The organism is Actinokineospora auranticolor, assembly GCF_041897805.1.
Lineage (GTDB): Bacteria > Actinomycetota > Actinomycetes > Mycobacteriales > Pseudonocardiaceae > Actinokineospora > Actinokineospora auranticolor.
On record NZ_CP154825.1, the window covers coordinates 1,683,272 to 1,708,882 of the forward strand.

The window sequence follows — 25,611 nt, forward strand, 5'->3', positions numbered from 1 at the left end:
AAGCGATTTCACCGGATTTCGGCCACCGCGAGCAATGGGCAATTCGGAAAACCGACGGCGACTGTTTTGCCCGTTTCCGGCGCCTGTGCGAACCACAGCGCACCCTCTTGGGTGGCCGCGCCGAGCACATCGGCGGTGGCGGCGGGCAGCAGTGCGGTCCGGTGCGTTCCGTCGACCTCGAAGTGGGCAGTCGCGCGTGTCATGCCCTTGGCGTTGAGCTGCCACGGTTCCAGGCGAACGGGGAATCGCGTCCAGTGGGCGTCGGCGATGAGCCTGGGGAGCCGGGAGTTGACGAGGCGGTGCCGTTCGGTGCGCAGGGCGATGGCGGAGATGAGGAGGACATAGAGGAGATAGGCGATCCAGGCCCCCGGCCAGCTCACGCTGACCAAGAACCCCATGCCGAGGAGCGCGAACGCCACGAGCAAGACCGTGACCACGGGGATGCCCAGGTGTCGGGCCAGGCGGCGGTGCACCTCGGCGCCGTCGACCCGTTCGTTCAGCGCGCCGGGAGAGGGCGTGCGCCGAGGTGCGTTGGCGGCCCAGAAGGTGTGCGAGCCGGTGACGCGCAGGAAGGTCCAGGGGCCGTGCGGGCCGATGACCCAGGCGGTGCCGGTTCGGGAGATCATCGCGCGGAACGCTGACGGCAGCCCCCGCACCCGCAGCGGGGTGAAGGTGCCCTGGTCCTCGATCTCCACCAGGGTCGACCAGGGCCGCGCGCGCACCACCCGGGCGGTGACCGGTCGCCACGGCTGCTGCGCCATGGCCGCCACCGCCGCCGGGATCCACCCGTCGGTCCCGGCCGCCCGCAGGTTCTGCGCGTTCCCGATGGTTATGGCGATGACGGCCACCGCGCTGTACGCCGCGGTGGCGTAGGAATCCCCGATCAGCAACAGCACGATCGCCACCGTCATCATGACGCTGGAGCCCACCGCCGCCCACCGGAGTCGCCTGATCTTGTTGGCCCGCGCCACGTGGACCCCCAGCACCGCGGCGGTGGTCGGATCCGCCGCGGCGACCTGCCCCGCCACCGGCTCGGCCACCGACCCAACCTCGTCCACGGTTCCCCCAAGCGAACTCGACCGATTTCCCGGACATCATCGTCGCGACTCACCCGATCGCGACACCCTCCCCACAATTCGCCGCGCGGAGTTCTTGTCGGTGCCGCGCGTTAGCCTGGACCAATCCAGGACAGCCGTACCCACCAGCCCGCGTCGGGTCCACGGCTTGGTGTCGTACGCCCAGGTGGAGGGCGTGTGGACGCCGGCCGGGGACGCGAAACCGAGGTTCGCGCCGTGGGCGGAGGCGTTGGGATGAGCAGGGTCGGCCGGACCCGACATCCCCACGCCCAACCCAAGGCGCCTCTTCTCCCAGGCGAGCCGAATCCAGTCGGCCCGTGCGGTCGCGGCCGGGCGGGCACGCGGTGGTGGCCGAGCGCGCTGTGCGTGGTCGGCGGGTACCGCGCGCCTCGCGGGACTGACCGGGATCTGACGGCGCCAAGCACAGTGAGCGCCGCCCGGCGACTGCCACACGCGCCGGTGCGGTGTCGATGCCGCGCGTCCGGGTGCTCCGAAGCCTGGGCACGGTGCACTCGAGGCCGTACCTCGGTTCGGGCTGAGGACTGCGGGGTTGGCTGGTGGCTGCCAGAGCCGAGCACGTGGGACGTGGTCGGCGGGTGCCACGCGCCCGTGGCCGACCCCGTAGGTGGTGTTCGCGGACGGGTGTGACGTTGGTGGCCGGGCGCGCTGTGCGCGGTTGGCAGGTGCCGCACGCCCGAATCAGGGCCGTATCCGTTCCGGCGCCAGATCCCGTGTGCAGCGCGGCACCTGGTCGCTTGCTGGCAGGCCGTGGCGGTTGGTGGGTGTGGGCATTGGTGAGCCGGGCACGCGGGACGTGGTCGGTGGGTGCCGCGCGCCTTGGGGCGTGGGTGTTGTGGTGAGCACGAGACCGTGTCGTGGTCAGGTGTGTCTGGGAATGGGTGGCTGCTTGCTTGTGCAGTGGGCTGTCGGTGGGCAGCTGTGGGTCGGGGCACGCCGAAGCGTGGTCGGTGGGCCGCGTGTCCTGGGGGAGGTGTGTCCGGGGATGGGCGGCCTGGTTCTTGAGTGGCTGGGCACAGAGGCTGGAAGGCAGCGGTGAGCCGGGCACGCGGGGCGTGGTTGGTGGGTGCCGCGCGCCCTGGGGTGTGAACGCCGGGGTGAACGGGAAGCGGGCGGTGGTCCGGTCAACCGTTCGGTGCTCGTCGTCGGCAAGTCGGCGATGGTGGCTGGCGGTGTGGTCGGTCGGTGCGCTTGCATGGTCATCATGGACCGAGCCGAGACCCTTCCCTGCCCGCAGCCGTGGCGCCGTGCCGATGGCACGCCCAACCCGGCCGGGTCACCGGCCGGTGACGCCCTGACCGTGGCCGCGGACGGGTCACCCGGCCTGCTCCTCCCCTCCCGACCAGCCACGATCGCCGCCGCCGTGGTGCTCATCGTGGCCGGGCTGGTGCTCGGCGGGTCGGCCGCCCTGCTCATCGTCAACGGCGGTGGCCTGGCCGCGACCGCCGGTGTCGTGCTCGCCCTCCTCGGCCTGCTGCTGCTCGCCGCGGGCGTGTTCGCGCTGACCCGCAAGCAGCGGGAGGTCGGCATCGTCCTCACCCCCGACCACGTGGTCCTCAACTGGGTTCGCCCCGAGGTCCGCCTGCCGTGGGAGGCGATCACCGAGTTCCGCCCCGTCTCGCTGCGCCTGGGGCGGTCCGGGAACGCGAACCGGCAGAACTACCTCGGTGTGGCCGCGCACCACCACCACGTCGAGGTGGATTCCCGCATGCGCAAGGTCGCGGTCCGCTTCGGGCCGGACCTGGTGTGTGCCGTGCCGATGCGCACGGTCGACCTCGACCAACTGGTGGTCCTGCACACCCTCCGCTTCTACCTGGACAACCCCGGGCACCGGGCGGAACTGGCGGGTGGTGACGCCGTGGCGCGGGTGCGCGAGGGGCGGGTCACCGGGAGAAGATGAGCAGGTGCCGACGCTCCTGCTCTGCCACGCCTTCCCGCTCGACTCCCGCATGTGGGACCGGGTGCGGGGGCCGCTGTCCGAACACGTCCGCCTGATCACGCCGGAGCAACGTGGCTTCGGCGGTACCGATCTCGGCACAGACCCGCCGTCGCTCGACACCGTTGCGGCGGATGCGTTGGCGTTGCTGGATTCCCTCGATATCGACCGCGCGCTGGTCGGCGGTTGCTCGATGGGTGGTTACGTTGCGATGGCGTTGCTGCGGGCGGCACCGGAGCGGGTCGCAGGCGTGTTGCTGGTCGACACCAAGGCGGTCGCCGACACCGATGAGGCGCGGGCCAACCGGTTGCGGATCGCGGAGAACGCCGAGCGGAACGGGATCGCGCCCTGGCTGGCCGACTCCATGCTCCCGGCGCTGCTGCGCGACCCGGCGCGGGCGGACGAGGTCCGGGCTTGGATGGAGTCGCAGCCGGGGGCGGCGGTCGCCTGGGCGCAACGGGCCATGGCCGCGCGCCCGGATTCGCGGGAAACGTTGCGGGGACTGGATTCCGACGTGCTCGTCGTGCACGGCGACGCCGACGCCCTGATGCCGCTGGACCTCGCGCGGGACTTGGCCGACCTGACCGGGGGCAGGCTCGCCGCCCTAGCCGGCGTCGGCCACCTGCCGCCCGTCGAGGCACCGGACGCGTTCCTGGCCGCCGTCCTGCCCTGGGTGCGCTCCTTCGCCTGAGTGCGCCGCGCGGGCCGCGAGCACGTCGGCCAGGTGCTTGTCGCCCCAGGTGCGGCAGGCGGCCACGAGGTCGAGCAGGGAACGCCCCAGCTCCGTCAGCTCGTACTCGACGCGCGGCGGGATCTCCGGGTACTGGGTACGGGTGAGCATCCCGTCGCGCTCCATCGCGCGCAGCGTCTCGGTCAGCACCTTCGGCGTCACGCGGCGCATCGGCACGCGCAGCTCCGAGAACCGCCGCGGGCCGTCGGCCAGGCAGACGACGACCAGGGCCGTCCACTTGTCGCCGATGCGGATCGGGACGGCGCTGGACGGGCAGGCCGGGTCGAACATGTCCGGGTCCAAGGGCTGCTTCGGCACCCGGCGACGGTAACCCAGTATCGTTGAAGTAACCAGTATCCGATCCATACTGTCCTGGTCATGACCACAATCGCCATCTTCGGGGCCGGGGGAACCGCGGGCACCGCCATCGCCGCGGAGGCCCGCGCGCGGGGCCACCGCGTCACCGCCCTCACCCACGCCCAAGCCGACGCGACCGACGCCGACCGGATCGCCGAGGTCACCGCCGGGCACGACGTCGCCGTCAGTTCCCTCTACGACGAGCACGCCGACCACGCGACCTTCTACCCCGCCGCCACCCGCGCCCTGCTCGACGGCCTCGGCCGCGCCGGGGTCGGCAGGCTCGTGCACGTCGGGCTGTCCGTGCTGCTGGAGACCGCGCCCGGGGTCCGCGGCGTCGACGACCCCGGCTTCAACCCCGACTGGCTGCCGTTCTGCCTGGCCCACGACGCGGGCGCGCAGGTTTTGCGCGCGTCGACCACGGGGCCGGACTGGGTGATCGTGAGCCCGTCCGGGGACTTCGACCGCGAAGGCACCCGCACGGGCCACTACGAGCTCAGTACGTCCCCCGACGCCACGCGGTTGTCTTACGCCGATTTCGCCGTAGCCGTGGTGGACGAGATCGAGTCCCGCAAGCACGATCGCGTCCACTTCGGGGTCGCCGGGGTGTGATCTGGGTCCCGGTCCGACGGCCACGTCCTCCGAGCGGGTACGTCGTTGTCCTGACGAGACCTACCCAAAAGTAGCTCGGGAGGGACACGTGACCTACCAGACCGTGGTCGTCGGCACCGACGGCTCCGACTCGTCCTTCCGCGCGGTCGACCGGGCCGCCGCCGTCGCCGCCGCGGCAGGCGCGTGCCTGGTCGTCGTGTCCGCCTTCCGGCCGCGCGAGCCCCGCGAGGTGACCCGCGCCCAGGACGCGCTCGGCGACGACGTCGCCTACCAGGTCGTCGGCGCGAACCCGGCGGAGGAAGCGGTGCGCACCGCGGCCGAGCGCGCGCGGAAGGCGGGCGCGACCCGGGTCGAGACGCTGGTCGTGGACGGTGAACCGGTGTCGGCGCTGGCGTCGGTGGTCGCCGAGCGGCGGGCGGACCTGCTGGTCGTCGGCAACCGGGGCCTCAACACGCTGGCGGGTCGCCTCCTCGGGTCGGTGCCCGCGGAGGTGGCCCGCAAGTCGGGGGTCGACGTGCTGATCGTGCACACGACGTGAGCGAGGCCTGGGCGGAGCGGGTCCTGCTCGGCGGGGAGCGGCGGTACACGCGGGCACAGGTGTGCGCGAAGGCGGGCGTGCCGCTGGAGCGCGCGACGACGCTGTGGCGCGCCCTCGGCTTCGCGACGGTGGCCGACGACGAGGTGGTGTTCACCGACAGCGACGTCGAGGCGCTGCGGGTGACGTACGAGCTGATCTCGGCGGGCGTACTGGAACCGGACATGGCGACCGCCACCGCCCGGCTACTGGGCCAACACCTGTCCCGGCTGGCCGAGTGGCAGGTGCACGTCCTGCGCGACGTCCTCGCCGCCAACCCCCAACTCCTCGACGACGACCGCCAACTGACCCGTTTCGTCGAGGCCCTGCTCCCCGACCTGGAGCGGCTCCAGGCCTTCGTCTGGCGCCGCCACCTCGCCGCGTACGCCGGTCGCGCCCTGGCCACCGAGGACCTGGAGACGCGCGACCAGGTCGTCGGCTTCGCGGACATGGTCGGCTTCACCACCCGGACCCGACACGCCGACGAGGACGAACTGGCCCGACTCATCGACCGCTTCGACACCACCACGGCCGAGGTGGTGGCCGACAACCACGGCCGAATCGTGAAGATGCTGGGCGACGAGGTCCTGTTCGTCGCCGACCACCCGACCCACGGCGCGGAGATCGCGTTGGCCCTGCTGGAGCGCGCCGAGGGCGACCCGGTGCTGCCCCCGCTGCGCGCGGGGTTGGCGTACGGGCGGGTGTTGAACAGGTACGGGGACGTGTACGGCTCGGTGGTCAACATCGCCAGCAGGCTCACCGCCACGGCGAAACCCGGCACGGTGTTGACGGACCGGGGACTGGCCACGGCCCTGTCCGATAGCGCAGACTTCACCCTCCGCACCCGCAGACCCATCTCGGTCCGCGGCTACAACCGACTGCACCACGCCGTCCTCCGCCGAGGCCCCGGCAGCTGACCACCCGGTCCGAGCCCTTGTGGGCGGGGCTCGGACCGGGCTCCTCCGCACAGCGCTTCCTTGTCGGCACGACCGCCACAGGACCCCAGCCAAATGCAACGCATCTCCGGCACGTCATTGGGGCTTTGGGCTTGTCTCGAGCCACTCCCGTAACCGCCGCAGGTTTCCAGCCTCCACTCAACGCGACGCATCTCCGTCACATCATTCAGGCTTTTCGGCTTATCCCCAGCCGCCCCCACAACCGCCGCAGGATCCCAGTCCCGCAGAACGCAACGCGCCCCCGCTATACGCCTTGATTGGGTGGACTTGCTTTGTGTGGGGACGGGCCTGCCAAGCTCGCCTGCGGGTGGGGTGGGCTTGCCCCTCCCACCGCTTTTCCCCACCGCAGGTTCGTAGGGGCCTCGCGCAAAGTAAGTTCACTCAATCGAGGCCGCCCGTCTTTTCCGCGAACAGCCGGACCGATCAACCCGGTCACGCCGCGAACCGGCACCCCGCAGCACAAAGATGATCAAATCGATGCCTCCGGCCCCCACTGTCCATCCTAGCGAGGAGGACCGACAATTCCGGGCAGAGATGATCAAGCCTGTGGACAACTCGGAATGGCTGGGGGCAGAGTCTGGGGTATGTCCCGAGGGACCATCAGGTTCCCCGGTCAGCGACGGGTAGCGGGCCGCTTGTTCGTGGACTGACTCCCCGGCCGCGTCAGCTTCTGGGTTCGGTCTGCGGCCGCAGGGGGAGGCGTAGCCGGGATGGCCGACTCCGTGGGGCGGCCCTGCGGAGTCGCGGGGGCGCGTTCCGGTTCGACCTCCGCCGGTTCCCAGTGCTCCTTCGGCGGCCCCACCACCGACCGCAACGTCTTCGTCGGCGAATCGTCGGCTGGGGTGCCGTCGATGGTCTTGGCGGTGAGCCGTTCCTCCGGCAGTGGGTCCAGGACCGGGGCGGCGTCGGCCAGCTGCACGTGCGCGTCGGCGATCAGGTCTCGTGCCGAGTGGAGTTGGTCGGCGACCCTCGCGCGGAGCTGGCGCAGCGCCGCGACGCGCTGGGTGGCGTGGGTGATGCGGCGGTTCGCCTCTTCCGTCGCCTCCCGCACCCGGCGGTGGGCTTCGGTGGTGGCTTCCTGGAGACGGGCTGTCGACTCCGTGGTCGCGTCGTGGCGGCGGCGGTTGGCCTCCTCCGTCGCCTCCCGGACGCGGCGTTCGGCGTCGGCTTTGGTGGTGGACTCGAGTTCGGCCAGGGCGCGCATCGACTCCGTGCGGCGGGCGGCCATGGCGATCTCGAAGTCCTCCTCGACCGACGTGCGGCGGGCCTGGGCCTCGCTGTCGAGCCGGGCGGCCTCGGCGCGGGCGGTGGAGACGGCCTGCTCCGCGTCGGCGCGCGCCTTCTCCACGACGCCGCGGTGTTCGGCTTCCATGTCGGCGCGGCGGGACTCGGTCTCGGCGATCAGCCGCTCGTAGCGCTGGCGCAGGGACGACGCGTCCGCCTCCGCCTTGCCCCGGATGCGTCCGGCCTCGGCCTCGGCGCGCGCCTTGGTCTCGCTCGCCTCCTCGGTGGCCAGCCGCAGCATGCGCTGGAGGCGTTCGCTCAGGCCCTCGAGCGTGGTCGGCGGCTGCGACAGCCGGTCGATCTGGCCGCGCAGGTCGCTGATCTCGCTCCGGCTGGCTTCCAGCTGCTTGGCCAGATCGGCGGCCTGGGACACCGCCGCGTTGCGGTCGGCGTGCAGCAGTTGCAGTTCGGCGTCGATCCGCTCCAGGTGCTCCTCCACCTGAGCGCGGCTGTAGCCCCGCTTGGTGATGTCGAAACCGGCACCCAACGGGACGAGATCGCGTTCCTCACCCAAGCCCATGCGCCCACGCTACCTGCCGACGAGCGCGCGCTCACGGATAGTCGCGCGGAAACTCCGGGAACCCCCCGGTGGCCGCGAGGGGGGTACGGCCACCGGGGGGAGATTTCACACGCCGCGGAACCGGTTGATCGCGGCGAGGTGCTTGGCCCGCTTCTCCGGGTCGCGCACCCCGAGCCCTTCCGACGGCGCCAGGCACAGCACGCCCACCTTGCCCTGGTGCGCGTTGCGGTGGACGTCCAGCGCGGCCTGACCGGTGTCGGCGAGCGCGTACGTCCGCGACAGCGTCGGGTGGATGAAGCCCTTGTCGATCAACCGGTTCGCCTCCCACGACTCGCGGTAGTTCGCGAAGTGCGAGCCGATGATCCGCTTCAGGTTCATCCACAGGTACCGGTTGTCGTACTGGTGCGTGTAGCCCGAGGTGGACGCGCACGTGACGATCGTGCCGCCGCGCCGGGCGACGTAGACCGACGCGCCGAAGGTCTCGCGGCCCGGGTGCTCGAACACGATGTCCGGATCGTCCCCTCCGGTCAGTTCCCGGATCTTGGCGCCCAGCCGCTGCCACTCGCGCGGGTCCTGGGTGTGCTCGTCCTTCCAGAACCCGTAGCCCTCCGCGTTGCGGTCGATCACCAGCTCGGCGCCCATCTTGCGAGCGATCTCCGCCTTCTGCGGGCTGGACACCACGCACACCGGGATCGCGCCGCCGTTGAGCGCGAACTGGGTGGCGTACGAGCCGAGGCCGCCGGACGCGCCCCAGATCAGCACGACGTCGCCTTGCTTCATGCCCGCGCCGTTGCCCGAGACCAACTGCCGGTACGCGGTGGAGTTGACCAGGCCGGGGGAGGCGGCCTCCTCCCAGGTCAGGTGCGCGGGCTTGGGCATCAGCTGGTTCGACTTCACCAGCGCCAGCTCCGCGAGCCCGCCGAAGTTGGTCTCGAAACCCCAGATCCGCTGCTGCGAGTCCAGCATCGTGTCGCCGTGCCCGTCCGGGCCCTCCAGCTCGACGCTGAGGCAGTGCGCCACGACCTCGTCGCCCGGCTTCCAGTTGTGCACGCCCGGACCGGTGCGCAGCACCACGCCCGCCAGGTCCGAGCCGACCACGTGGTACGGCTGGTCGTGCCGCTTGGCCAGCGGCGAGACCTTGCCGTAGCGCTCGAGGAACTTGAACGTGGACACCGGTTCGAAGATCGACGTCCAGACGGTGTTGTAGTTGATCGCGCTGGCCATCACCGCGACCAGCGCCTCGCCCGGCCCCAGCTCCGGCGTCGGCACCTCGTCCACGTGCAGCGACCGGCGCGGGTCCTTGTCCTTGGACTCCAGCCCGTCGAACATCGACGCCTCGTCGGCGCGCACGGTCACCCCCCGGTAGTGCTCGGGTACCGGCAGCGCGCCCAGCGCGGCCGACTCGCCTGCCTGGATCGCTTCGAGGATGTGCTGCACGGCGGACCTCCCGGGGAGTTACGGGTGCGTCGACCGGGACGGGCGCCCCGGGAGCCGGGACGTTACTCATGGGTAGCGATTCAGTACCAGCGATGTGTGACCCAGGGCACCGCGGTCGTCCGCCGGGTGGCGCAACGTCGCTCCACAGTGGATCAACCGCTTCGTGTCGCGCGGGTGAAAATCCCCGTATTCCCGGATTTGGTCCGCATTCGCGCTGGTTGGCGGGTTATTCGCGGCGCGCTCGCGTGCCGTGGACGAGACGGACAACACGTTTAGTAGTTGGTAAAACACGCACGTGTCATACGGTTCGGTCGGTGGAAGGTCCACCGCGACTGATGTGCGGCAGTGTCGCCGCACCCGGGTGAAAAGGACTAACCGACCGTGAGCACCTCTACCGAGGTCACGCAAGACCGAGGCTTCTTCGGCCACCCACGAGGGCTGGCGAACCTCGCGGGCACCGAGATGTGGGAGCGCTTCTCCTACTACGGGATGCAAGCGATCCTGCTGTACTACCTGTACTTCACCGCGGAAAAGGGTGGTCTCGGGCTCGACGAGGCAACCGCCGCCGGGATCGTCGGCGCCTACGGCGGTTCCGTCTACCTCGCCACCATCGCGGGATCCTGGGTGGCCGACCGGCTCCTCGGCCCCGAGCGCACGCTGTTCTACAGCGGCGTCCTCATCCTCACCGGGCACCTGGCGCTGGCCGTGCTGCCCGGGGTGGCGGGCGTGGCCGTCGGCCTGATCTGCGTGGCGCTGGGCTCCGGCGGTCTCAAGGCCACCGCGACCACGCTCGTCGGCATGCTCTACGGCCAGGACGACGTGCGCCGCGACTCGGCGTTCTCGATCTTCTACATGGGCATCAACCTGGGCGCCCTGGTCGGCCCGCTGCTGACCGGCCTGCTGCAGGACAACATCGGCTTCCACTACGGCTTCGGCCTCGCCGCCATCGGCATGGCGCTGGGCCTGACCCAGTACACCCTCGGCCGCAAGAACCTGCCCGACGCGGGCCGCGTGGTGCCCAACCCGCTCACCGGACCGGACCGGATCCGCGCGCTCGGGATCGGCGTGGTGGCCGTCGCGGCGATCCTCGTGCTGGTGCTGACCGGCGTCATCGCCGCGGACAACCTGGCCACCGTGGTCACCTGGGTGATCGTCGCCGCGGTCATCGCGCTGTTCACGGTCCTGCTGACCAGCAAGCGCGTGGACGGCGTGGAGCGCGCGCGGGTGTGGGCGTTCGCGCCGATGTTCCTGGCCAGCTTCGGTTTCTGGGCGCTGTTCCAGCAGCAGTTCACCGTGCTGGCGATCTACGCCGAGCAGCGCGTCGACCTGGACCTGTGGGGGTGGTCGATCCCGCCGTCGTGGTTCAACTCGGTGGAGCCGCTGTTCGTGGTGCTGCTGGCGCCGGTGTTCGCCGCGCTGTGGGTGAAGCTGGGTGACCGACAACCGTCCACTCCGGTCAAGTTCGCCATCGGCGTCGGGTCCATGGGCGTGGCGTTCCTGGTGATGGCGCTGCTCGGGTTCACCAAGGGCGACAAGGTGATCCCGCCGCTGCTGCTGGTCCTGGTGCTGGTGATCTTCGTGGTCGGCGAGATGTGCCTGTCGCCGGTGGGGCTGTCGCTGTCGACGAAGCTGGCGCCCAAGGCGTTCACCGCGCAGATGGTCGCGCTGTTCTACCTGTCGCTGGCGCTGGGCACGTCGGTCGCGGGCGCGCTGGCCGAGTACTACTCGAAGGACGACGAACCCGCCTACTTCGGCGTCCTCGGCGGCGTCGCCATCGCCCTCGGCGTGGCCATGGCCGCCATGACCCCGCTCGTACGCAAACTCATGCGCGGCGTGCGCTGACCGGTCCGCTCCCGATCACGGCCCAATCACGGCTCGGTCCACATGCGCCCGAGCTGTCCACGGGGCGGGCTCGACGTCTTCTCGTCGCAGCTCGCCCCGCCGTAGGAGTGAAATAGGAGTTCCCTATTGCGGGGCCCCTCGCGCGTGCTGCCTCGGCGCGGGTTGGGATGGGTTGGCGTGAGTTGGAGTGGTCGAAGCGAGTGCGAGGCCGCCGAGCGGGTTGCTCGGCGGCCCCTCATTCGGGGGTCAGTGCTCGGCGGCGGGTTCCACGAGTTCGACCAAGACGCCGCCCGCGTCCTTCGGGTGCACGAAGTTGACCTTGCTGCCCGCCGTGCCGCGCTTGGGCTCCGGGTAGAGCACGCGCAGGCCCGCGGCGCGCAGGGCCTCGGTGGTGGCGGCCACGTCGGCCACCCGGTAGGCCAGCTGCTGCAGGCCCGGGCCGTTGCGGCCGATGAACTTGGCGATGGTCGACGACTCGTCGATCGGGGCCAGCAGTTGGACGGCCGTGCCCGTGCCGTCGTCGCCGGGGGCGCGCAGCATGGCCTCGCGCACGCCCTGCTCCGCGTTGACCTCCTCGTGCACCGGGACGAGGCCGAAGTGGTCGCGGTGGAAGGCGATCGCCGCGTCCAGGTCGGGCACGGCGATGCCGACGTGGTCGATGGCCAGCACGTGCTTCTTCAGGACATCGCTGCTCATGGCTCGAACGTAGTACGCCGCCCTTAACCCGCGGTAACGCCTGCTGTGCGGTCACTCACAGCCCGGCGTGGCAAATCGCTGGTCCGCGAGTATGGTCCACGTTAACGACCGTTCGCATCGCTTAGGAGACCGCCGTGTCCGGATCCGTCATCGTCGCCGGTGCCCGCACACCGATCGGCCGACTGCTCGGCTCGCTCAAAGACTTCACCGGGGCGCAGCTCGGCGGTGTCGCGATCAAGGCGGCGCTGGAGCGCGCGGGCGTGGCCCCCGAGCAGGTGCAGTACGTGATCATGGGCCAGGTGCTCACCGCGGGCGCGGGCCAGATCCCGGCCCGGCAGGCCGCGGTCGCCGCGGGCATCCCGATGGACGTGCCCGCGCTGACGGTCAACAAGGTCTGCCTCTCCGGCCTCGACGCCATCGCGCTGGCCGACCAGCTCATCCGCGCGGGCGAGTTCGACATCGTGGTCGCGGGCGGCCAGGAGTCCATGACCCAGGCGCCGCACCTGCTGCCCAAGTCCCGCGCCGGCTTCAAGTTCGGCGAGGTGACCCTGGTCGACCACATGGCCCACGACGGCCTCTTCTGCGCCTTCGACCAGGTCGCCATGGGCGCCTCCACGGAGAAGCACAACGCCCGCTACGGCATCACCCGCGAGGAGCAGGACGCCTTCGCCGCCCTGTCGCACCAGCGCGCCGCCGCGGCCATCGCCGAGGGGCGCTTCGCCGACGAGATCGCCCCCGTCGACATCCCGCAGCGCAAGGGCGACCCGGTCGTGTTCGACACCGACGAGGGCGTGCGCGGCGACACCACCGTCGAGGGCTTGGCCAAGCTGCGCCCCGCGTTCGCGGGCGACGGCACCATCACCGCGGGCTCGGCCTCGCAGATCTCCGACGGCGCCGCCGCGGTGGTCGTGATGAGCAAGGCCAAGGCCGAGGAGCTGGGCCTGAGCTGGATCGCCGAGATCGGCGCGCACGGCGTCGTCGCCGGACCGGACGCCAGCCTGCACGAGCAGCCGTCGAACGCGATCAAGGCCGCGCTGGCCAAGCAGGGCATCGCCGCCGCCGACCTGGACCTGGTCGAGATCAACGAGGCCTTCGCCGCCGTCGGCGTGGTCTCCACCCGGCAGCTCGGCGTCAGCGGCGACATCGTCAACGTCAACGGCGGCGCCATCGCCCTGGGCCACCCGATCGGGGCCTCCGGGGCCCGGCTGGTCGTGCACCTGGCCTACGAGCTCAAGCGCCGCGGTGGCGGCGTCGGCGCCGCGGGCCTCTGCGGTGGCGGCGGCCAGGGCGACGCGCTGATCATCAGCGTGCCCAAGGGCTGAGCTTGACCCGCACCCACGCGGTGCCGGACCTGGTCGACCGCGCGCGCGGCGGCGACGCGCGCGCGGTCGCCCGGCTCATCACGCTCGTCGAGGACGCCAGTCCCCGGCTGCCCGAGATCGCCGCCGCCCTGGCCCCGCACACGGGCCGCGCGCGGGTCGTCGGGCTGACCGGCGCGCCCGGGGTCGGCAAGTCCACCACCACGTCGGCCCTGGTCGGCGCGTACCGGGCGCGCGGGCAGCGGGTCGGGGTGCTGGCCATCGACCCGTCGTCGCCGTTCTCCGGAGGCGCGCTGCTCGGCGACCGGATCCGCATGCAGGACCACGCGACCGACCCCGGCGTGTTCATCCGCTCCATGGCCACCCGCGGCCACCTCGGTGGCCTCGCCTGGTCGACCCCGCAGGCCGTCCGGGTGCTCGACGCCGCCGGGTTCGACGTGGTGCTGGTCGAGACCGTCGGGGTCGGACAGTCCGAAGTGGACGTCGTGGCGCTGGCCGACAGCGTCGTCGTGCTGCTCGCCCCCGGCATGGGCGACGGCATCCAGGCGGCCAAGGCGGGCATCCTGGAGATCGCCGACGTGTTCGCCGTCAACAAGGCCGACCGCGACGGCGCCGACGCCACCGTCCGCGACCTCAAGCACGCGATCTCGTTGGGGCGCAGGGAAATCCGGGGCGCGTCGTGGCGGCAGCCGGTGGTCAAGACCACCGCCGACCGGGGCGCGGGCATCGCCGACCTGGTCGAGGCCGTCGACGCGCACCACGACTGGACCGCCGCGCACGGCGACCTCGCGGCGCGCCGCGTCGAACGGGCGCGCGCCGAGATCGAGGCCGTCGCGCTCGCCGCGCTGCGCGCCCGGTGGCGCGGCGACCGGTTGGACGCGCTGGCCGTCCGAGTCGCGGCGGGGGAGTGCGACCCGTACACCGCCGCGCACGCGTTGACGGCCGACGGGGAGAACGACCACCCCGGGTGATCGGGGTATTCGACTGACCGGGCCCGTTCGCGCGACTGGCGGTCGATTGTCTTCACCCTTGAATTACTCGCGGTTTAACGAATAGGCCGTCCAGGTGGCCTCTTGAGTTGATCCGACTGATCCGATCAGCGCAACCGGGCGGCCGGTGTGCGGGGTCGGCGGCGGACCGGCCGGTCGCCGACGTATGTTGCCCCCATGACCAGCACTGGGGCGGGTGCGGCGGCAATCGTCGTCGACGACATCCGCAAGTCCTATGGGGACTTGAAAGCGGTCGACGGCGTGTCGTTCACCGTCGGCCACGGGGAGTTCTTCGGCATCCTCGGACCCAACGGGGCCGGGAAGACCACCGCACTGGAGATCATGGAGGGGCTGCGCGAGCCGGACAGCGGGTCCGTGCGGCTGCTGGGGGAGAGCCCGTTCCCGCGCAAGCCCGCCCTGCTGCCGCGCATCGGCGTGCAGCTGCAGGCGTCGGCGTTCTTCGACCGGCTGACCGCGCGCGAGCAGCTGGAGACCTTCTCCGCGCTCTACGGCGTCGGCGCAGGCCGCGTGGACGAGATGCTGGAACTGGTCGGTCTCACCGAGAAGGCGGGCACCCGCGAGGACAAGCTCTCCGGGGGTCAGCGGCAGCGGCTGTCCATCGCCTGCGCGCTCGCCCACGACCCGGACGTCGTCTTCCTCGACGAGCCCACCGCCGCGCTGGACCCGCAGGCCCGCCGCAACCTGTGGGACGTGCTGCGCGTGATCCGGGAGCGCGGCAAGACCATCGTCTACACCACCCACTACCTCGACGAGGCCGAGATCCTCTGCGACCGGGTGGCGATCATGGACCAGGGCCGGGTGCTGGCCATGGACACCCCGACCGCCCTGGTCCGCGGGCTCGACGCGCCCACCCGGATCACCCTCGAGCGCGGCACGCTGACCGCCGCCGACGCCGCGGGCCTGCCCGGTGCCGACGAGGTCGGCGAGGACGAGCAGTCGCTGGTGCTCACCACGCGCACCCCCGCGCCGCTGCTGGCCGCCCTGGCCGAGCGCGGCACCCTCGACGGCCTGCAGGTGCGGACCGCCACCCTGGAGGACGTCTTCCTCCAGCTGACCGGACGGGAGTACCGCGCGTGACGGCGTTCAAGAGCCTGGCCAAGGCGATGGCCAAGGGCCTGGTGCGGGACAAGACCACCCTGTTCTTCTCCTTCCTGTTCCCGCTGATGTTCCTGGTGGTCTTCGGGCTGCTGTTCCGCGACGCGGGCATGGACAAGATCAAGCTCGGCGCCTACGGCGACGGCGAGGTCGTCGTCGCCCTCGAGCGCACCGGGGCCGTCGAGGTGCAGCGGTTCGACAAGCTGGACGACGGCGTCGCCAAGGTCCGCGCGGGCGACCTGCCCGGGCTGGTCGAGGTCAACGGCGACCGCGTGGTGCTGCACTTCGCGGCCAGCAACCAGGCCCAGGCGGGCACCGTGCAGGGCCTGGTGTCGGGCGTCACGCAGTCGCTCAACGTGCGGGCCAGCGGCAGGCCGCCGAAGTTCGACTTCACCGCGCAGCAGGTCGAGGACTCCTCGCTCAAACCCATCCAGTACCTCACCCCCGGCATCCTGAGCTGGAGCATCGCGGTCGGCGCGGTGTTCAGCGCGGGCATGACCCTGGTGACCTGGCGGCGCAAGCAGGTGCTGCGCAGGCTGCGGCTGGCACCCGTGTCGCCGGTCACGGTGCTGTCCTCGCGCGTGCTGGTCACCGTCACCGTCGCGGTCTCGCAGGCACTGCTGTTCACCGGGGTGGCGTCGCTGCCGGTGTTCGGGCTGCGACTGTCCGGCACGTGGTACCTGGCGATCCCGATCTTCCTGTTGGGCGTGCTGGCGTTCTTCTCGATCGGCATGCTGGTCGGCGCCTTCTGCAAGACCGAGGAGGCGGCCACCGCCGCGGCCAACATCGTGACGTTGCCCATGGCGTTCCTGTCCGGCACCTTCTTCCCGATCGACATGGCGCCGTCGTGGTTGCGGGCGGTGTCGAAGGTGTTCCCGTTGCGGCACATGAACGACGGCCTCACCGACGTCATGGTGCGCGGCAAGGGCGTCGAGGCGCTGCTGGTGCCGTGCGGCGTCCTGTTGGGGTTCATCCTCGTTGTGAGCTTCATCGCGACCCGGGTCTTCAGTTGGGAGGACAGCTGAAAACCGCTGGTCAGCGCGGTGGCCCGAGCCCTCGGTGAGCGCGCTCACGCCGCACACTGGGATCATGCGCACGCCTGCTGCCCGCTTCCGCGCGGTCGCCGTCATCGAGGCCGTCTCCTGGGTCGGCCTGCTCCTCGGGATGCTCGTGAAGTACGCCACCGACTACGGCGACCTCGGGGTCAAGGTCTTCGGCCCGATCCACGGCGCCGTCTTCGTCGCCTACGTCGTGGTGACGCTGGTCTCCTCCCGGCAGCTGGGCTGGAACCGGTGGACCACGGTGTGGGCGCTGGTCGCCAGCGTCCCTCCACTGGCGACACTGCTGTTCGAGCGCTGGGCGCTGCGCACCGGCAAGCTCGACCCGGTCGGCCCCAAGCAGCTGCGCGCGGGCATGTTGCTCAGCGTCAACGCCTGAGAACCCGAAACTGACCCGAGCGCCGCCCCGGAACGGATTCCGGGGCGGCGCTCGGTGTTTCGGGCGAGATCCGGTGCCAGGTCGGGAACGGTGCCGGGCGGGGATGGTGGCGGGAGGGAATGCCTCAGTCCTGGAAGTCGCCCGCCGCTTTGCGGACCTTGGCGAGCAGGTCGGTGAGCTGGGTGGTCTGCCGGTCGGTCAGGCCGCGCAGGCCGAAGTCGACGGCGGTGACGGCGGTCGTGGCCTGCTCGCGGCGCTCGCGGCCCGCGTCGGTGATCTCGGCCAGGGTGGTGCGCCGGTCGGTCGGGTGCGGGGTCCGCTTGACCAGGCCGTCGGCCTCCAGCCGGTCGACGATGTTGGTGACGCTGGTCGGGTGCAACTGCAGCCGTTCGCCCATCACCCGCATCGGCAGGCTGCCGCGCTTGGCGAAGGTCAGCAGCACCAGTGCCTCGTAGCGGGCGAAGGTCAGCCCGTGCGGCTTGAGCGCGGCGTCCACGGCGGACTGCAGGATCTGCTGCACGCGCATGACGCTGGTCACCGCGGCCATGGTCGTGGAGTCGCCGATGCGCTCCTCCCACAGCTCCGCGGCGCGGGCGATGGGGTCGAAGGACAACGAGCGCGGCCTCATGGGAAAGGAAGCTACCAGTGGGTTCGCCCGCACGGCCGTGGGCTGCGGGAATCGACCGGTGTGTCCCGGACCGCTCTCGGCTGCCCTGTCACGCGGCGCGGTCGCCCGGATAGTGTGCGGCCACGTTCGGCCCAGTCACCCGCCCGTTCACGTCTCCGAGCCAGGAGTGCGCCCGTGCTCATCGCCTTCAGTGTCAGCCCGCTCGGCGGGGAGTCGGAGAACGTCGGCGAGGCCGTCGCCGCCGCGGTGCGCGTCGTGCGCGAGTCGGGGCTGCCGCACCAGCTCACCGCCATGTACACGATCGTGGAAGGCGAGTGGGACGAGGTGATGGGCGTGGTGCGGCGGGCGACCGACGTGCTGCTCGCGCGGTACCCGAGGGTGAGCCTGGTGCTGAAGGCCGACATCCGGCCCGGGTACACCGGTCAGCTGGAGTCGAAGGTCGCCAGGGTCGAGGAGTACCTGGCGGAGTAAAGCTCGGACGTCCTACTATCCGACTACCTACTACCTGGGAGCCGACGTGGACCCTCGCGTGCTGTGGGAGTGCTTCGAGCCGTACCACGCCGTCACCTACTTCACCCCGGAGTCAGTCGCCGAGACCGACGCGCTCGGCTGCCGGGGCCGCTGGATGGGGTACTTCGGCATGCGCGCCGCGCCGCTGGGCGCCGCGCCCGCGTGGCTGGTGACCAGCGTGTTCTACAACTTCCACCCCTCCAGAGTGGAGCGCGCCGTCCCCGACGTGTGGACGGTCGCGTCGCCTGCGGAGTTCCTGGCCGCCCGGCTGCGCGGCGTCGACGGCGCCCTGCGGCGGCTGTTGGGCGACGCGGTCGAGGGGCCGGACGTCGCCGAGGCGGCCGACCTGGCCCGCGCGGTGGTCGGGTGGGTGCCGACGGCGGGGCGCCCGCTCGGCGCGGCCAACGCGGCACTGCCGCTGCCCGCGGAGCCCCACCTCGCGCTCTGGCAGGCGGTGACGACCCTGCGCGAGTCCCGGGGCGACGGGCACGTGGCCGCCCTGGTGACCGCCGGGCTGGACCCGGTTGAGGCGCTCGTCACGATCGGCGTCGACCGGGACCTGGACCCCGAGTACCTGCGCACCGCCCGCAACGTCCCCGACGACGAGTGGCACGCGGCGGTCGGCAGGCTGCAGGACCGCGGCGTCCTCGACGAGCCGGACGTGCTCACCGAGGAGGGCCGGGGCCTGCGCGAGTCGGTGGAGGACCTCACCGACGAGGCCGCGGCCGCGCCGTGGCTGCAGCTGGGCGACCGGGGCACCGAGCGGTTCGTGGAGCTGGTCGCGCCGCTGGCCCTGCGCATCACCAGGGAGAACGACCGGATGCGGGTCAACCCGATGGCGCTGAGCCCGGCGGCCCGGCTCGCCGCGCTGGTGGGGGATGGCCGGTAGCGCGGACGTGGGATCAGGGGGCGTGCCAGGATGAGGGAGTGACCAGGCCAGATCCACGCCAGACCGCCGCACTGTCGGCCGCCCTATCCCGGGCCGTAGACCTGTCCGCGCTCAAGGCGCGCGCGGACGCCGCCGCGCGGGCACCCAAGCCCGCCACGCCCGCGTCCGACCAGGACGACACCGACGCCCCCGCCACCTCGGGCGCGCACTCCATCGACGTCACCGAGGCCAACTTCGAGGCCGAGGTGGTCGAGCGCTCCGCCGAGGTCCCGGTGGTGGTCGCGCTGGTCGCGGGCTGGTCGGCCCAGTCCAAGCAACTGGTCGGCGTGCTCGAACGGCTCGCCGTGGAGGGCAGAGGCGCCTGGCGGCTGGCCAAGGTGGACGTGGAGATCAGTCCCCGGGTGGCGCAGCTGTTCGGTGTGCAGGCGGTGCCGATGGTGATCGCCATCGCCGCCCGCCAGCCGGTCGACGCGTTCAACGACGTACCGCCGGAGGACCGCGTCCGCCAGTGGATCAACTCGATCCTCGACGCGCTGCGCGACCGGTTGCCGGGGATCCGCGCGGCCGAGGCGGGCGCGCCCGCGGCGGTCGCGGAGCCGGAGCCGGAGGACGAGCGGTTCGCGGCGGCCGAGGACGCGTTCGAGGCTGGTGACTTCGAGACGGCTGAGGCGCGGTACCAGGCGATCCTGGACGCGGAACCGGCGAACGCGGACGCGAAGGCGGCGTTGGCGCAGGTGCGGTTCCTGGCTCGGACGCAGGCGATCGACCCGTCGGTGATCGTGCGGGCGGACACGTCACCGGATGACGTCGACGCGCAGGCGGGGGCGGCCGACCTGGAGTTGGCGGGGCAGCAGGTGGAGAAGGCGTTCGGGCGGCTGATCGCGGCGGTGCGGCGGAGTTCGGGGGCGGAGCGGGACAAGGCGCGGACGCACCTGGTGTCGTTGTTCGACCTGTTCCCGGCGGACGACCCGCGGGTGGTCAAGGCGCGTCGGGAGTTGGCCAGCGCGCTGTTCTGATCTTGGGTTTTGGCGGGCCCCGGGGTGTTGCTCCGGGGCCCGTTTTGTTGTCGGGGTGTGGTGGTGCGTGGCGTACCCGCGCCGGAATCGGGTTCAAGCGGAGTTGGCGGACGCGTTCGAGGTGTCGCAGTCGACGATCAGCCGGGCGATCACGGCGGTCACACCACCGGTGGTCGGCTTGCTCGGACACCGCGTTCCCACGGCCGACGATCTCGACGGCCGAGACCCCGGCACCTGGCTCGGCGACAAGGGCTACATCGGCAGCGGCATCCTCACCCCGATCAGAAAACCCCGCAACCGTGAACAGCCCGACTGAGAAGTGGAGTTCAACCGGCACCACAACTCCATCCGTGTCGTGGTCGAACGCGCCATCACCCGCCTCAAGACCTGGCGCGTTCTTCACACCGACTACCGACGCCCCATCGACACCATCTCCGCAGTCATCGGCCTCTACTTCTACGCCGCTGAATAAGCCTCACAGGCTTGATCGTCTTCTTCCCGGGGTCTATCCCATGATCGGTGTGTCCGGCGTTGTTGATCAGTAGGTCTCGGCTCCTGGCCAGCGGTCACCGAATGTGATGGCGAACGCGTTGAGCACGGGCTTCCAACGCATCGTCCATCGGGCGCGGCCTGTGCCGGTGGGGTCCAGGCTGCGTGTCACAAGATACAGGCACTTCATCGCTGCCTGTTCGGTCGGGAAATGTCCGCGTGCTCGGATAGCTCGGCGGTAGCGGGCGTTCAGGGACTCGATGGCGTTCGTAGAGCAGATCATGCGCCGGATCTCGATATCGTAGCCGAGGAACGGGATGAACTCTTCCCAGGCGTTGCGCCAGAGCCGAATCATGGCCCCGTACTTCTTGCGCCATTTCTCCTCGAGTTCATCCAACGCGATGAGAGCGGCGTCGGGACTGGGCGCGGTGTAAACGGGTTTGATGTCCTGTTTCACCGCGTCCCAGTCCTGACGGGCGACCAACCGGAACGTGTTCCGGATCAAGTGAATGACGCAGGTCTGGACGATGGTCCGCGACCAGACATTGGTGACGACGTCGGGGAGGCCTTTCAGGCCGTCGCAGACGAGGAAGAACACGTCGGCCACGCCGCGGTTCTTGAGATCGATCAGCACGCTCATCCAGAATTTGGCGCCCTCGCCACCGGCGCCCATCCACAGGCCCAGGACGTCCTTGTGGCCGTCCACGGTGACGCCGATGGCGGCGTAGACGGGCCGATTGGCGACCTGGCCGTCCCGGACCTTGACGACGATCGCGTCGATGAACACCGCCGCGTACACGGCGTCGAGTGGGCGGTTGGCCCACTCGTTCATTTCAGCGACGACTTTGTCGGTTATCCGCGATACCGTCTCTTTGCTGACCGACGCTCCATAGATCTCCGCGAAATGCGCCGAGATATCCCCAGTGGTCATCCCTTTCGCATACAGCGACAGCACGATCTCGTCCACATCGGTGAGTCGACGCTGCCGTTTCTTCACGATGTGCGGTTCGAACGTGCTTTCTCGGTCCCGCGGCACGTCGATCTCGACCTCACCCGCGGCGTCGGAGATCACGGTCTTCGGCCGCGTGCCGTTCCGCACATTCGTCGAGTCACGCTCGGGCGCGGCCCGATTCTTCTCGTGACCGAGATGTTCGGTCATCTCTTCGTTGAGCGCGGTTTCCAGCACGTTCTTGGTGAACAACTTCAGCAGGCCGTCCGGGCCGGTCAACGCCAGCCCTCGAGCCTTGGCCTCGGCCACCATCGCCGCCGCGGCGGCCTGCTCCGGCGACAGCTCCCGCGCCGGCTTCGACTCACTCTTGCGTGGACTCACAACATCGGATGTCATCACTCACAGTGCCCATCCCGCCGGACCTTCGGCCCGGCGTGTCGGGCCGGAAACACCGATTTTGAAACAGTCCCTCTTCCCGAATTGTCGGTCCTCATCGCTAGGGTTGATAGTGGGGGCCGGAGGCGTGCGTTGATCATCTTTGTGCTGCGGGGTGCCGGTTGGGGTCGTGGCTGGGTTGATCGGTCCGGCTGTTCGCGGAAAAGATGCGCGGCCTCGATTGGGTGAACTTGCTTTGCGCGGGGCCCCTACGAGCCTGCGGTGGGGAAGAGCGGGTGGGATGGGCAAGCCCACCCCACCCGCGGGAGAGCTTGGCAGGCTCGTCCCCCACGCAAAGCAAGTCCACCCAATCGAGGCGTGTGGCAGGGGCGCGTTGGGCTGGGATCCTGCGGCGGTTTCGGGGTGGCTGGGTAGGGGGCGACGCTGCTCCGGTGTGATGGGGGCGCGTTGTGTTGGGTGGGGGCTGGGCTCCAGCGGCGGTTTCTGGGGTGGCTGGGAAGAAGTCGAAATGGTTGGAACGGTGTGGTGGGCGCGCGTCGCGGTTGGGTGCGACTGGGTTCGGGTGGCGGTTTCGGGGTGGCTGGGGAGAAGCCGGAACGGCTTGAGTGATGTGGTGGGAGCATGTCGCGTTGCGCGGGGGCTGGGATCTTGCGGTGGTTTCTTCGGGTTGCTGGGAGGGGGCGGAACGGTCTGAGTGATGTGCTGGAGGCGCGTTTCGTTCTGAGGGCTGGGCTTTGTGGCGGCTGCGGGCGGGGGTGGTTGGCGAAGGAAGTGAGGGCGGGAAAGGGCGTGTTGCGTTGGGTGAGGTTGGGGTCCTGCGGAAGTTGTGTGGTGAGGCGGGGTTCAGCTGGAGCTGAGAAAGAAAAGGCCGCGCGGGGTTAGCCGCGCGGCCGGTAAACAGAGCAGGAGATCAGGCGAGGACGACCTTGCCCAGTTCCGCCGGTGTGGCCAGCAGTCCGTGCTTGGGCAGGACCCGGGCCGTCACGCCGAGGGAACCCGCGTGTGGCAACGTCAATTCGGTCGCGTAGTAGCCGTCGCCGTTGTGGTGCATGGTGCCGGTGACCACGTCTGTCAGTTCGTCCGTGTCGCCGACTCGGCCGACCACCGCTTGGACCTCCACGTCCGCCGGGTCCAACCCCGCCAGGTCCACGCGGGCGCGGACCGGGACGCGGTCGCCGATCACCGGGGTGTGGCCGTCCTCCAGGTGCAGTTCGCAGTCGATGACGCGGATGTGCGGCCACGAACCGCTCAGCCGGAGGCGGTAGGCGGCGAGGTCCTTGGCGACCCGGAAGTCATCGGACTGGGCCAGCGCGCCCGCGGTGGCGGCCGGGGCGTAGGCGTTCTGCACGTACTCGCCGACCATGCGCGACGCCTGGACCTTGGGGCCCAGGGACGCGAGGGTGTGCCGGACCATGGCCATCCACCTGGCGGGGACGCCGCTGCCGTCGCGGTCGTAGTACAGCGGCGCCACCTGCGAGCCCAGCAGCTCGTACAGGGCCGCCGCCTCCAGGTCGTCGCGGCGGACCGGGTCGGTGACGCCGTCCGCGGTGGGGATGGCCCAGCCGTTGCTGCCGTCGTAGAACTCGTCCCACCAGCCGTCGCGGATGGAGAGGTTCAGGCCGCCGTTGAGGGCCGCCTTCATGCCCGAGGTGCCGCAGGCCTCCAGGGGGCGCATGGGGTTGTTCAGCCAGACGTCGCAGCCCCAGTACAGGTAGCGGGCCATCGACATGTCGTAGTCCGGGAGGAAGACGATGCGGTGGCGGACACCCGCGTCGTCGGCGAACCGGACGATCTGCTGGATCAGCGCCTTGCCGCCGTCGTCCGCCGGGTGGGACTTGCCCGCCACCACCAGCTGCACCGGGCGGTCCGGGTGCAGCAGCAGGTGCCGCAGGCGGTCGGCGTCGCGCAGCATCAGGGTCAGGCGCTTGTAGGTCGGGACGCGGCGGGCGAAGCCGACGGTCAGGACGTCCGGGTCGAAAACGGAATCCGTCCAGTTGAGCTCCAGCGCCGACGCGCCGCGCTGCAACCAGGCCGCGCGCACCCGGCGGCGGACCTCGTCCACCAGCCGCGCGCGCAGCCCGCAGCGCAGCTCCCACAGCCGCGCGTCGGTGACCGACTCGTCGAACGACTCGTAGCCGTCGTCCTGCGGGTCGCCGATGACGGCGGTGATCTCGCGGGCCGCCCAGGTCGGGCCGTGCACGCCGTTGGTGACCGACGTGATCGGGACCTCGTCGGTGTCGAAGCCCGGCCACAGGCCGCCGAACATCTCCCGGCTCACCGCGCCGTGCAGCTGCGAGACGCCGTTGGCGCGCTGGGCCAGGCGCAGACCCATGTGCGCCATGTTGAACATGCCCGCGTTCTCCTCGGCCCCCAGGGCCAGGATGCGGCGCAGGTCGATGCCCGGCAGCAGCGTGCCGTCGCCGAAGTAGTGCTGCACCAGGTCGACCGGGAACCGGTCGATGCCCGCGGGCACCGGCGTGTGGGTGGTGAACACCGTCCCCGCCCGCACCGCCGATAGCGCTTGGTCGAAGTCGAGGCCCTGCCCGGACACCAGCTCCCGCAACCGTTCCAGGCCCAGGAAACCCGCGTGGCCCTCGTTGGTGTGGAACACCTCGGGCTGCGGCACGCCGGTCAGCTCGCAGTACGTGCGCACCGCGCGCACGCCGCCGACACCGGCGAGGATCTCCTGCCGGATGCGGTGGTCCTGGTCGCCGCCGTAAAGGCGGTCGGTCACGCCGCGCAGGTCCTCGGCGTTCTCCTCGATGTCGGAGTCCAGCAGCAGCAGCGGGACGCGGCCCACCTGCGCCTTCCAGATCCGCGCGCGCAGCACCCGCCCGCCCGGCATCGCCACGTGCACCAGGATCGGCGCGCCGGACGGCTCGGTCAGCGGCACCAGCGGGAGCCCGTCCGGGTCCACGACCGGGTAGTGCTCGACCTGCCAGCCGTCGAGGGACAGCGACTGGCGGAAGTAGCCCGACCGGTAGAGCAGGCCGACGCCGATCAGCGGCACGCCCTGGTCCGACGCCGCCTTCAGGTGGTCGCCCGCCAGCACGCCGAGGCCGCCGGAGTAGTTGGGCAGCGCCTCGGTGACGCCGAACTCCATGGAGAAGTAGGCGATGGAACCCGGCAGCCGCGTGCCGTTCCCCCCGCCGTCACCTTGGCGTTGGTACCACCGCGGCTCGGTGAGGTAGGCGCGCAGGTCGTCGGACACCGCGCGGACCCTGGCGAGGAAGTCCGGATCGGTGGCCAACTGCTCCAGGCGCTCCCCGGGCACCCGCGCGAGCAACCGCAGCGGGTCGCCGCCCTCGTGGTCGAAGATCTCCGGGTCCACGCTGGCGAACAGGTCCTGGGTCGGCGGGTGCCAGGTCCACCGCAGGTTGGTGGCGAGGACGCCCAGATCGGCGAGCGGCTCGGGGAGCCCGGCACGGACGGTGAATCGACGCACGGCTTTCACGGCTTCCGACCCTAGCGGCCAGCCTGGATCGAGCAAGCCGTGCCGGGCCGCGACACCCTCCGTGAGCGCGCCGCGCGCGCCGAAACCGCTGATCAAACCGGGTGCCGGTGATGCGCAACTCGTCGGAATGTCGCCGACCGCGATCGAGCCCGTCGCGGGCCCCGATCGGCCATTCTGGACCGTTCGCCCCGCGACCCGGCCCACCCGAACGGTTGTACTGCTTGCACGGCCGCCGAATGAGGGATTCCGCGCGGCCCGGAACGGGTACACCCTGAAAAGGTCACTCTAACGGGGTGCTCGTGCGGTGGGACGCGGGTGGGTTACGTGATGTCCGGCGCGGTCGCACAGGGCACACTGGGGGCTGATCAGTGCGCTAACCCG

Annotated in this window: 24 protein-coding genes; 16 read left to right on the top strand and 8 right to left on the bottom strand. The window is 70.9% G+C overall.

The window, feature by feature from the left end:
• Positions 1-8 precede the first annotated feature (8 nt).
• Positions 9-1,040 (bottom strand): hypothetical protein, encoded by a 1,032-nt coding sequence (locus V5P93_RS08045; protein WP_146108409.1) that lies wholly within the window; start codon positions 1,038-1,040, stop codon positions 9-11.
• A gap of 1,258 nt (positions 1,041-2,298) precedes the next feature.
• Between V5P93_RS08045 and V5P93_RS08050 the strand changes: the two genes are divergently transcribed.
• Positions 2,299-2,994, top strand: a complete 696-nt coding sequence (locus V5P93_RS08050; RefSeq protein ID WP_146108410.1) for a hypothetical protein — start codon at positions 2,299-2,301, stop codon at positions 2,992-2,994.
• Positions 2,995-2,998: 4 nt separating this feature from the next.
• A complete protein-coding gene (locus V5P93_RS08055) occupies positions 2,999-3,721 on the top strand; it encodes an alpha/beta fold hydrolase (protein WP_342752336.1) in 723 nt (240 codons plus the stop codon).
• Here the strand turns inward: V5P93_RS08055 and V5P93_RS08060 are convergent.
• On the bottom strand, positions 3,635-4,078 hold the full coding sequence (locus tag V5P93_RS08060; protein ID WP_342752337.1) for a helix-turn-helix domain-containing protein: 444 nt from the start codon (positions 4,076-4,078) through the stop codon (positions 3,635-3,637). The two genes, V5P93_RS08055 and V5P93_RS08060, sit on opposite strands and share 87 nt — an antisense overlap.
• A 60-nt stretch (positions 4,079-4,138) precedes the next feature.
• Here V5P93_RS08060 and V5P93_RS08065 point away from each other — a divergent pair, with 60 nt between their 5' ends.
• The 3 genes from V5P93_RS08065 (at position 4,139) to V5P93_RS08075 (ending at position 6,220) form a co-directional block, all read left to right on the top strand.
• Positions 4,139-4,729 carry an NAD(P)-dependent oxidoreductase gene (locus tag V5P93_RS08065; RefSeq protein ID WP_104483564.1) on the top strand — a complete coding sequence of 197 codons (591 nt, stop codon included), beginning with the start codon at positions 4,139-4,141 and terminating at the stop codon, positions 4,727-4,729.
• 88 nt (positions 4,730-4,817) lie between these two features.
• Entirely contained in the window at positions 4,818-5,267 is a 450-nt protein-coding gene (locus V5P93_RS08070) for a universal stress protein (protein WP_104483565.1), read from the top strand.
• On the top strand, positions 5,264-6,220 hold the full coding sequence (locus tag V5P93_RS08075) for an adenylate/guanylate cyclase domain-containing protein (protein ID WP_104483566.1): 957 nt from the start codon (positions 5,264-5,266) through the stop codon (positions 6,218-6,220). The genes V5P93_RS08070 and V5P93_RS08075 overlap by 4 nt, the downstream gene beginning before the upstream one ends.
• A gap of 652 nt (positions 6,221-6,872) precedes the next feature.
• Here V5P93_RS08075 and V5P93_RS08080 read toward each other — a convergent pair.
• Positions 6,873-8,063, bottom strand: coding sequence for a chromosome segregation protein (locus V5P93_RS08080; protein ID WP_104483567.1), 1,191 nt, complete (start codon positions 8,061-8,063; stop codon positions 6,873-6,875).
• Positions 8,064-8,168: 105 nt separating this feature from the next.
• Complete coding sequence (gene ccrA, locus V5P93_RS08085; protein ID WP_104483568.1) at positions 8,169-9,500, bottom strand: crotonyl-CoA carboxylase/reductase; 1,332 nt, start codon at positions 9,498-9,500, stop codon at positions 8,169-8,171.
• A 381-nt stretch (positions 9,501-9,881) separates the two neighbouring features.
• On the opposite strand from ccrA, the gene V5P93_RS08090 reads away from it, so the two are divergent.
• Positions 9,882-11,342, top strand: coding sequence for a peptide MFS transporter (locus tag V5P93_RS08090; protein ID WP_104483569.1), 1,461 nt, complete (start codon positions 9,882-9,884; stop codon positions 11,340-11,342).
• 246 nt (positions 11,343-11,588) lie between these two features.
• Here the strand turns inward: V5P93_RS08090 and mce are convergent, their stop codons facing one another.
• Entirely contained in the window at positions 11,589-12,038 is a 450-nt protein-coding gene (mce, locus tag V5P93_RS08095) for a methylmalonyl-CoA epimerase (protein ID WP_104483570.1), read from the bottom strand.
• A gap of 134 nt (positions 12,039-12,172) precedes the next feature.
• On the opposite strand from mce, the gene V5P93_RS08100 reads away from it, so the two are divergent.
• From V5P93_RS08100 to V5P93_RS08120, 5 genes are all read left to right on the top strand, one after another.
• On the top strand, positions 12,173-13,360 hold the full coding sequence (locus V5P93_RS08100; RefSeq protein ID WP_104483571.1) for an acetyl-CoA C-acetyltransferase: 1,188 nt from the start codon (positions 12,173-12,175) through the stop codon (positions 13,358-13,360).
• Between the two features lie 2 nt (positions 13,361-13,362).
• Positions 13,363-14,328: a methylmalonyl Co-A mutase-associated GTPase MeaB gene (gene meaB / locus V5P93_RS08105; protein WP_104483572.1), complete on the top strand. Its 966-nt coding sequence runs from the start codon at positions 13,363-13,365 to the stop codon at positions 14,326-14,328.
• A 195-nt stretch (positions 14,329-14,523) separates the two neighbouring features.
• Positions 14,524-15,444: an ABC transporter ATP-binding protein gene (locus tag V5P93_RS08110; protein WP_104483573.1), complete on the top strand. Its 921-nt coding sequence runs from the start codon at positions 14,524-14,526 to the stop codon at positions 15,442-15,444.
• Complete coding sequence (locus V5P93_RS08115; RefSeq protein WP_245931814.1) at positions 15,441-16,487, top strand: ABC transporter permease; 1,047 nt, start codon at positions 15,441-15,443, stop codon at positions 16,485-16,487. Before V5P93_RS08110 ends, V5P93_RS08115 begins: the two co-directional genes overlap by 4 nt.
• 64 nt (positions 16,488-16,551) lie before the next feature.
• A complete protein-coding gene (locus tag V5P93_RS08120) occupies positions 16,552-16,899 on the top strand; it encodes a DUF3817 domain-containing protein (RefSeq protein ID WP_104483582.1) in 348 nt (115 codons plus the stop codon).
• A 124-nt stretch (positions 16,900-17,023) separates the two neighbouring features.
• Here V5P93_RS08120 and V5P93_RS08125 read toward each other — a convergent pair whose 3' ends face one another.
• Entirely contained in the window at positions 17,024-17,527 is a 504-nt protein-coding gene (locus V5P93_RS08125) for a MarR family winged helix-turn-helix transcriptional regulator (protein WP_104483574.1), read from the bottom strand.
• A 174-nt stretch (positions 17,528-17,701) separates the two neighbouring features.
• On the opposite strand from V5P93_RS08125, the gene V5P93_RS08130 reads away from it, so the two are divergent.
• From V5P93_RS08130 to V5P93_RS08150, 5 genes are all read left to right on the top strand, one after another.
• Positions 17,702-17,998 (top strand): MTH1187 family thiamine-binding protein, encoded by a 297-nt coding sequence (locus tag V5P93_RS08130; protein ID WP_104483575.1) that lies wholly within the window; start codon positions 17,702-17,704, stop codon positions 17,996-17,998.
• Positions 17,999-18,044: 46 nt separating this feature from the next.
• Positions 18,045-18,926, top strand: a complete 882-nt coding sequence (locus V5P93_RS08135; RefSeq protein ID WP_104483576.1) for a hypothetical protein — start codon at positions 18,045-18,047, stop codon at positions 18,924-18,926.
• 38 nt (positions 18,927-18,964) lie between these two features.
• Positions 18,965-19,942 (top strand): tetratricopeptide repeat protein, encoded by a 978-nt coding sequence (locus tag V5P93_RS08140; protein ID WP_104483577.1) that lies wholly within the window; start codon positions 18,965-18,967, stop codon positions 19,940-19,942.
• A 67-nt stretch (positions 19,943-20,009) separates the two neighbouring features.
• Positions 20,010-20,258 (top strand): hypothetical protein, encoded by a 249-nt coding sequence (locus tag V5P93_RS08145; protein ID WP_245931815.1) that lies wholly within the window; start codon positions 20,010-20,012, stop codon positions 20,256-20,258.
• Between the two features lie 3 nt (positions 20,259-20,261).
• Complete coding sequence (locus V5P93_RS08150; protein ID WP_245931816.1) at positions 20,262-20,414, top strand: transposase family protein; 153 nt, start codon at positions 20,262-20,264, stop codon at positions 20,412-20,414.
• A gap of 66 nt (positions 20,415-20,480) precedes the next feature.
• Here the strand turns inward: V5P93_RS08150 and V5P93_RS08155 are convergent, their stop codons facing one another.
• Positions 20,481-21,776 carry an IS256 family transposase gene (locus V5P93_RS08155; RefSeq protein ID WP_374065696.1) on the bottom strand — a complete coding sequence of 432 codons (1,296 nt, stop codon included), beginning with the start codon at positions 21,774-21,776 and terminating at the stop codon, positions 20,481-20,483.
• A gap of 910 nt (positions 21,777-22,686) precedes the next feature.
• Positions 22,687-25,230 (bottom strand): alpha-glucan family phosphorylase, encoded by a 2,544-nt coding sequence (gene glgP / locus V5P93_RS08160; protein WP_104483242.1) that lies wholly within the window; start codon positions 25,228-25,230, stop codon positions 22,687-22,689.
• Positions 25,231-25,611 lie beyond the last annotated feature (381 nt).

What these genes read in the sequence shown, in the direction of transcription:
- V5P93_RS08125 (WP_104483574.1), bottom strand. Translation starts at nt 17,527, where the DNA reads ATGAGGCCGCGCTCGTTGTCCTTCGACCCCATCGCCCGCGCCGCGGAG.
- V5P93_RS08065 (WP_104483564.1), top strand. Translation starts at nt 4,139, where the DNA reads ATGACCACAATCGCCATCTTCGGGGCCGGGGGAACCGCGGGCACCGCC.
- V5P93_RS08155 (WP_374065696.1), bottom strand. Translation starts at nt 21,776, where the DNA reads ATGACATCCGATGTTGTGAGTCCACGCAAGAGTGAGTCGAAGCCGGCG.
- mce (WP_104483570.1), bottom strand. Translation starts at nt 12,038, where the DNA reads ATGAGCAGCGATGTCCTGAAGAAGCACGTGCTGGCCATCGACCACGTC.
- V5P93_RS08050 (WP_146108410.1), top strand. Translation starts at nt 2,299, where the DNA reads ATGGACCGAGCCGAGACCCTTCCCTGCCCGCAGCCGTGGCGCCGTGCC.
- V5P93_RS08110 (WP_104483573.1), top strand. Translation starts at nt 14,524, where the DNA reads ATGACCAGCACTGGGGCGGGTGCGGCGGCAATCGTCGTCGACGACATC.
- V5P93_RS08080 (WP_104483567.1), bottom strand. Translation starts at nt 8,063, where the DNA reads ATGGGCTTGGGTGAGGAACGCGATCTCGTCCCGTTGGGTGCCGGTTTC.
- V5P93_RS08120 (WP_104483582.1), top strand. Translation starts at nt 16,552, where the DNA reads ATGCGCACGCCTGCTGCCCGCTTCCGCGCGGTCGCCGTCATCGAGGCC.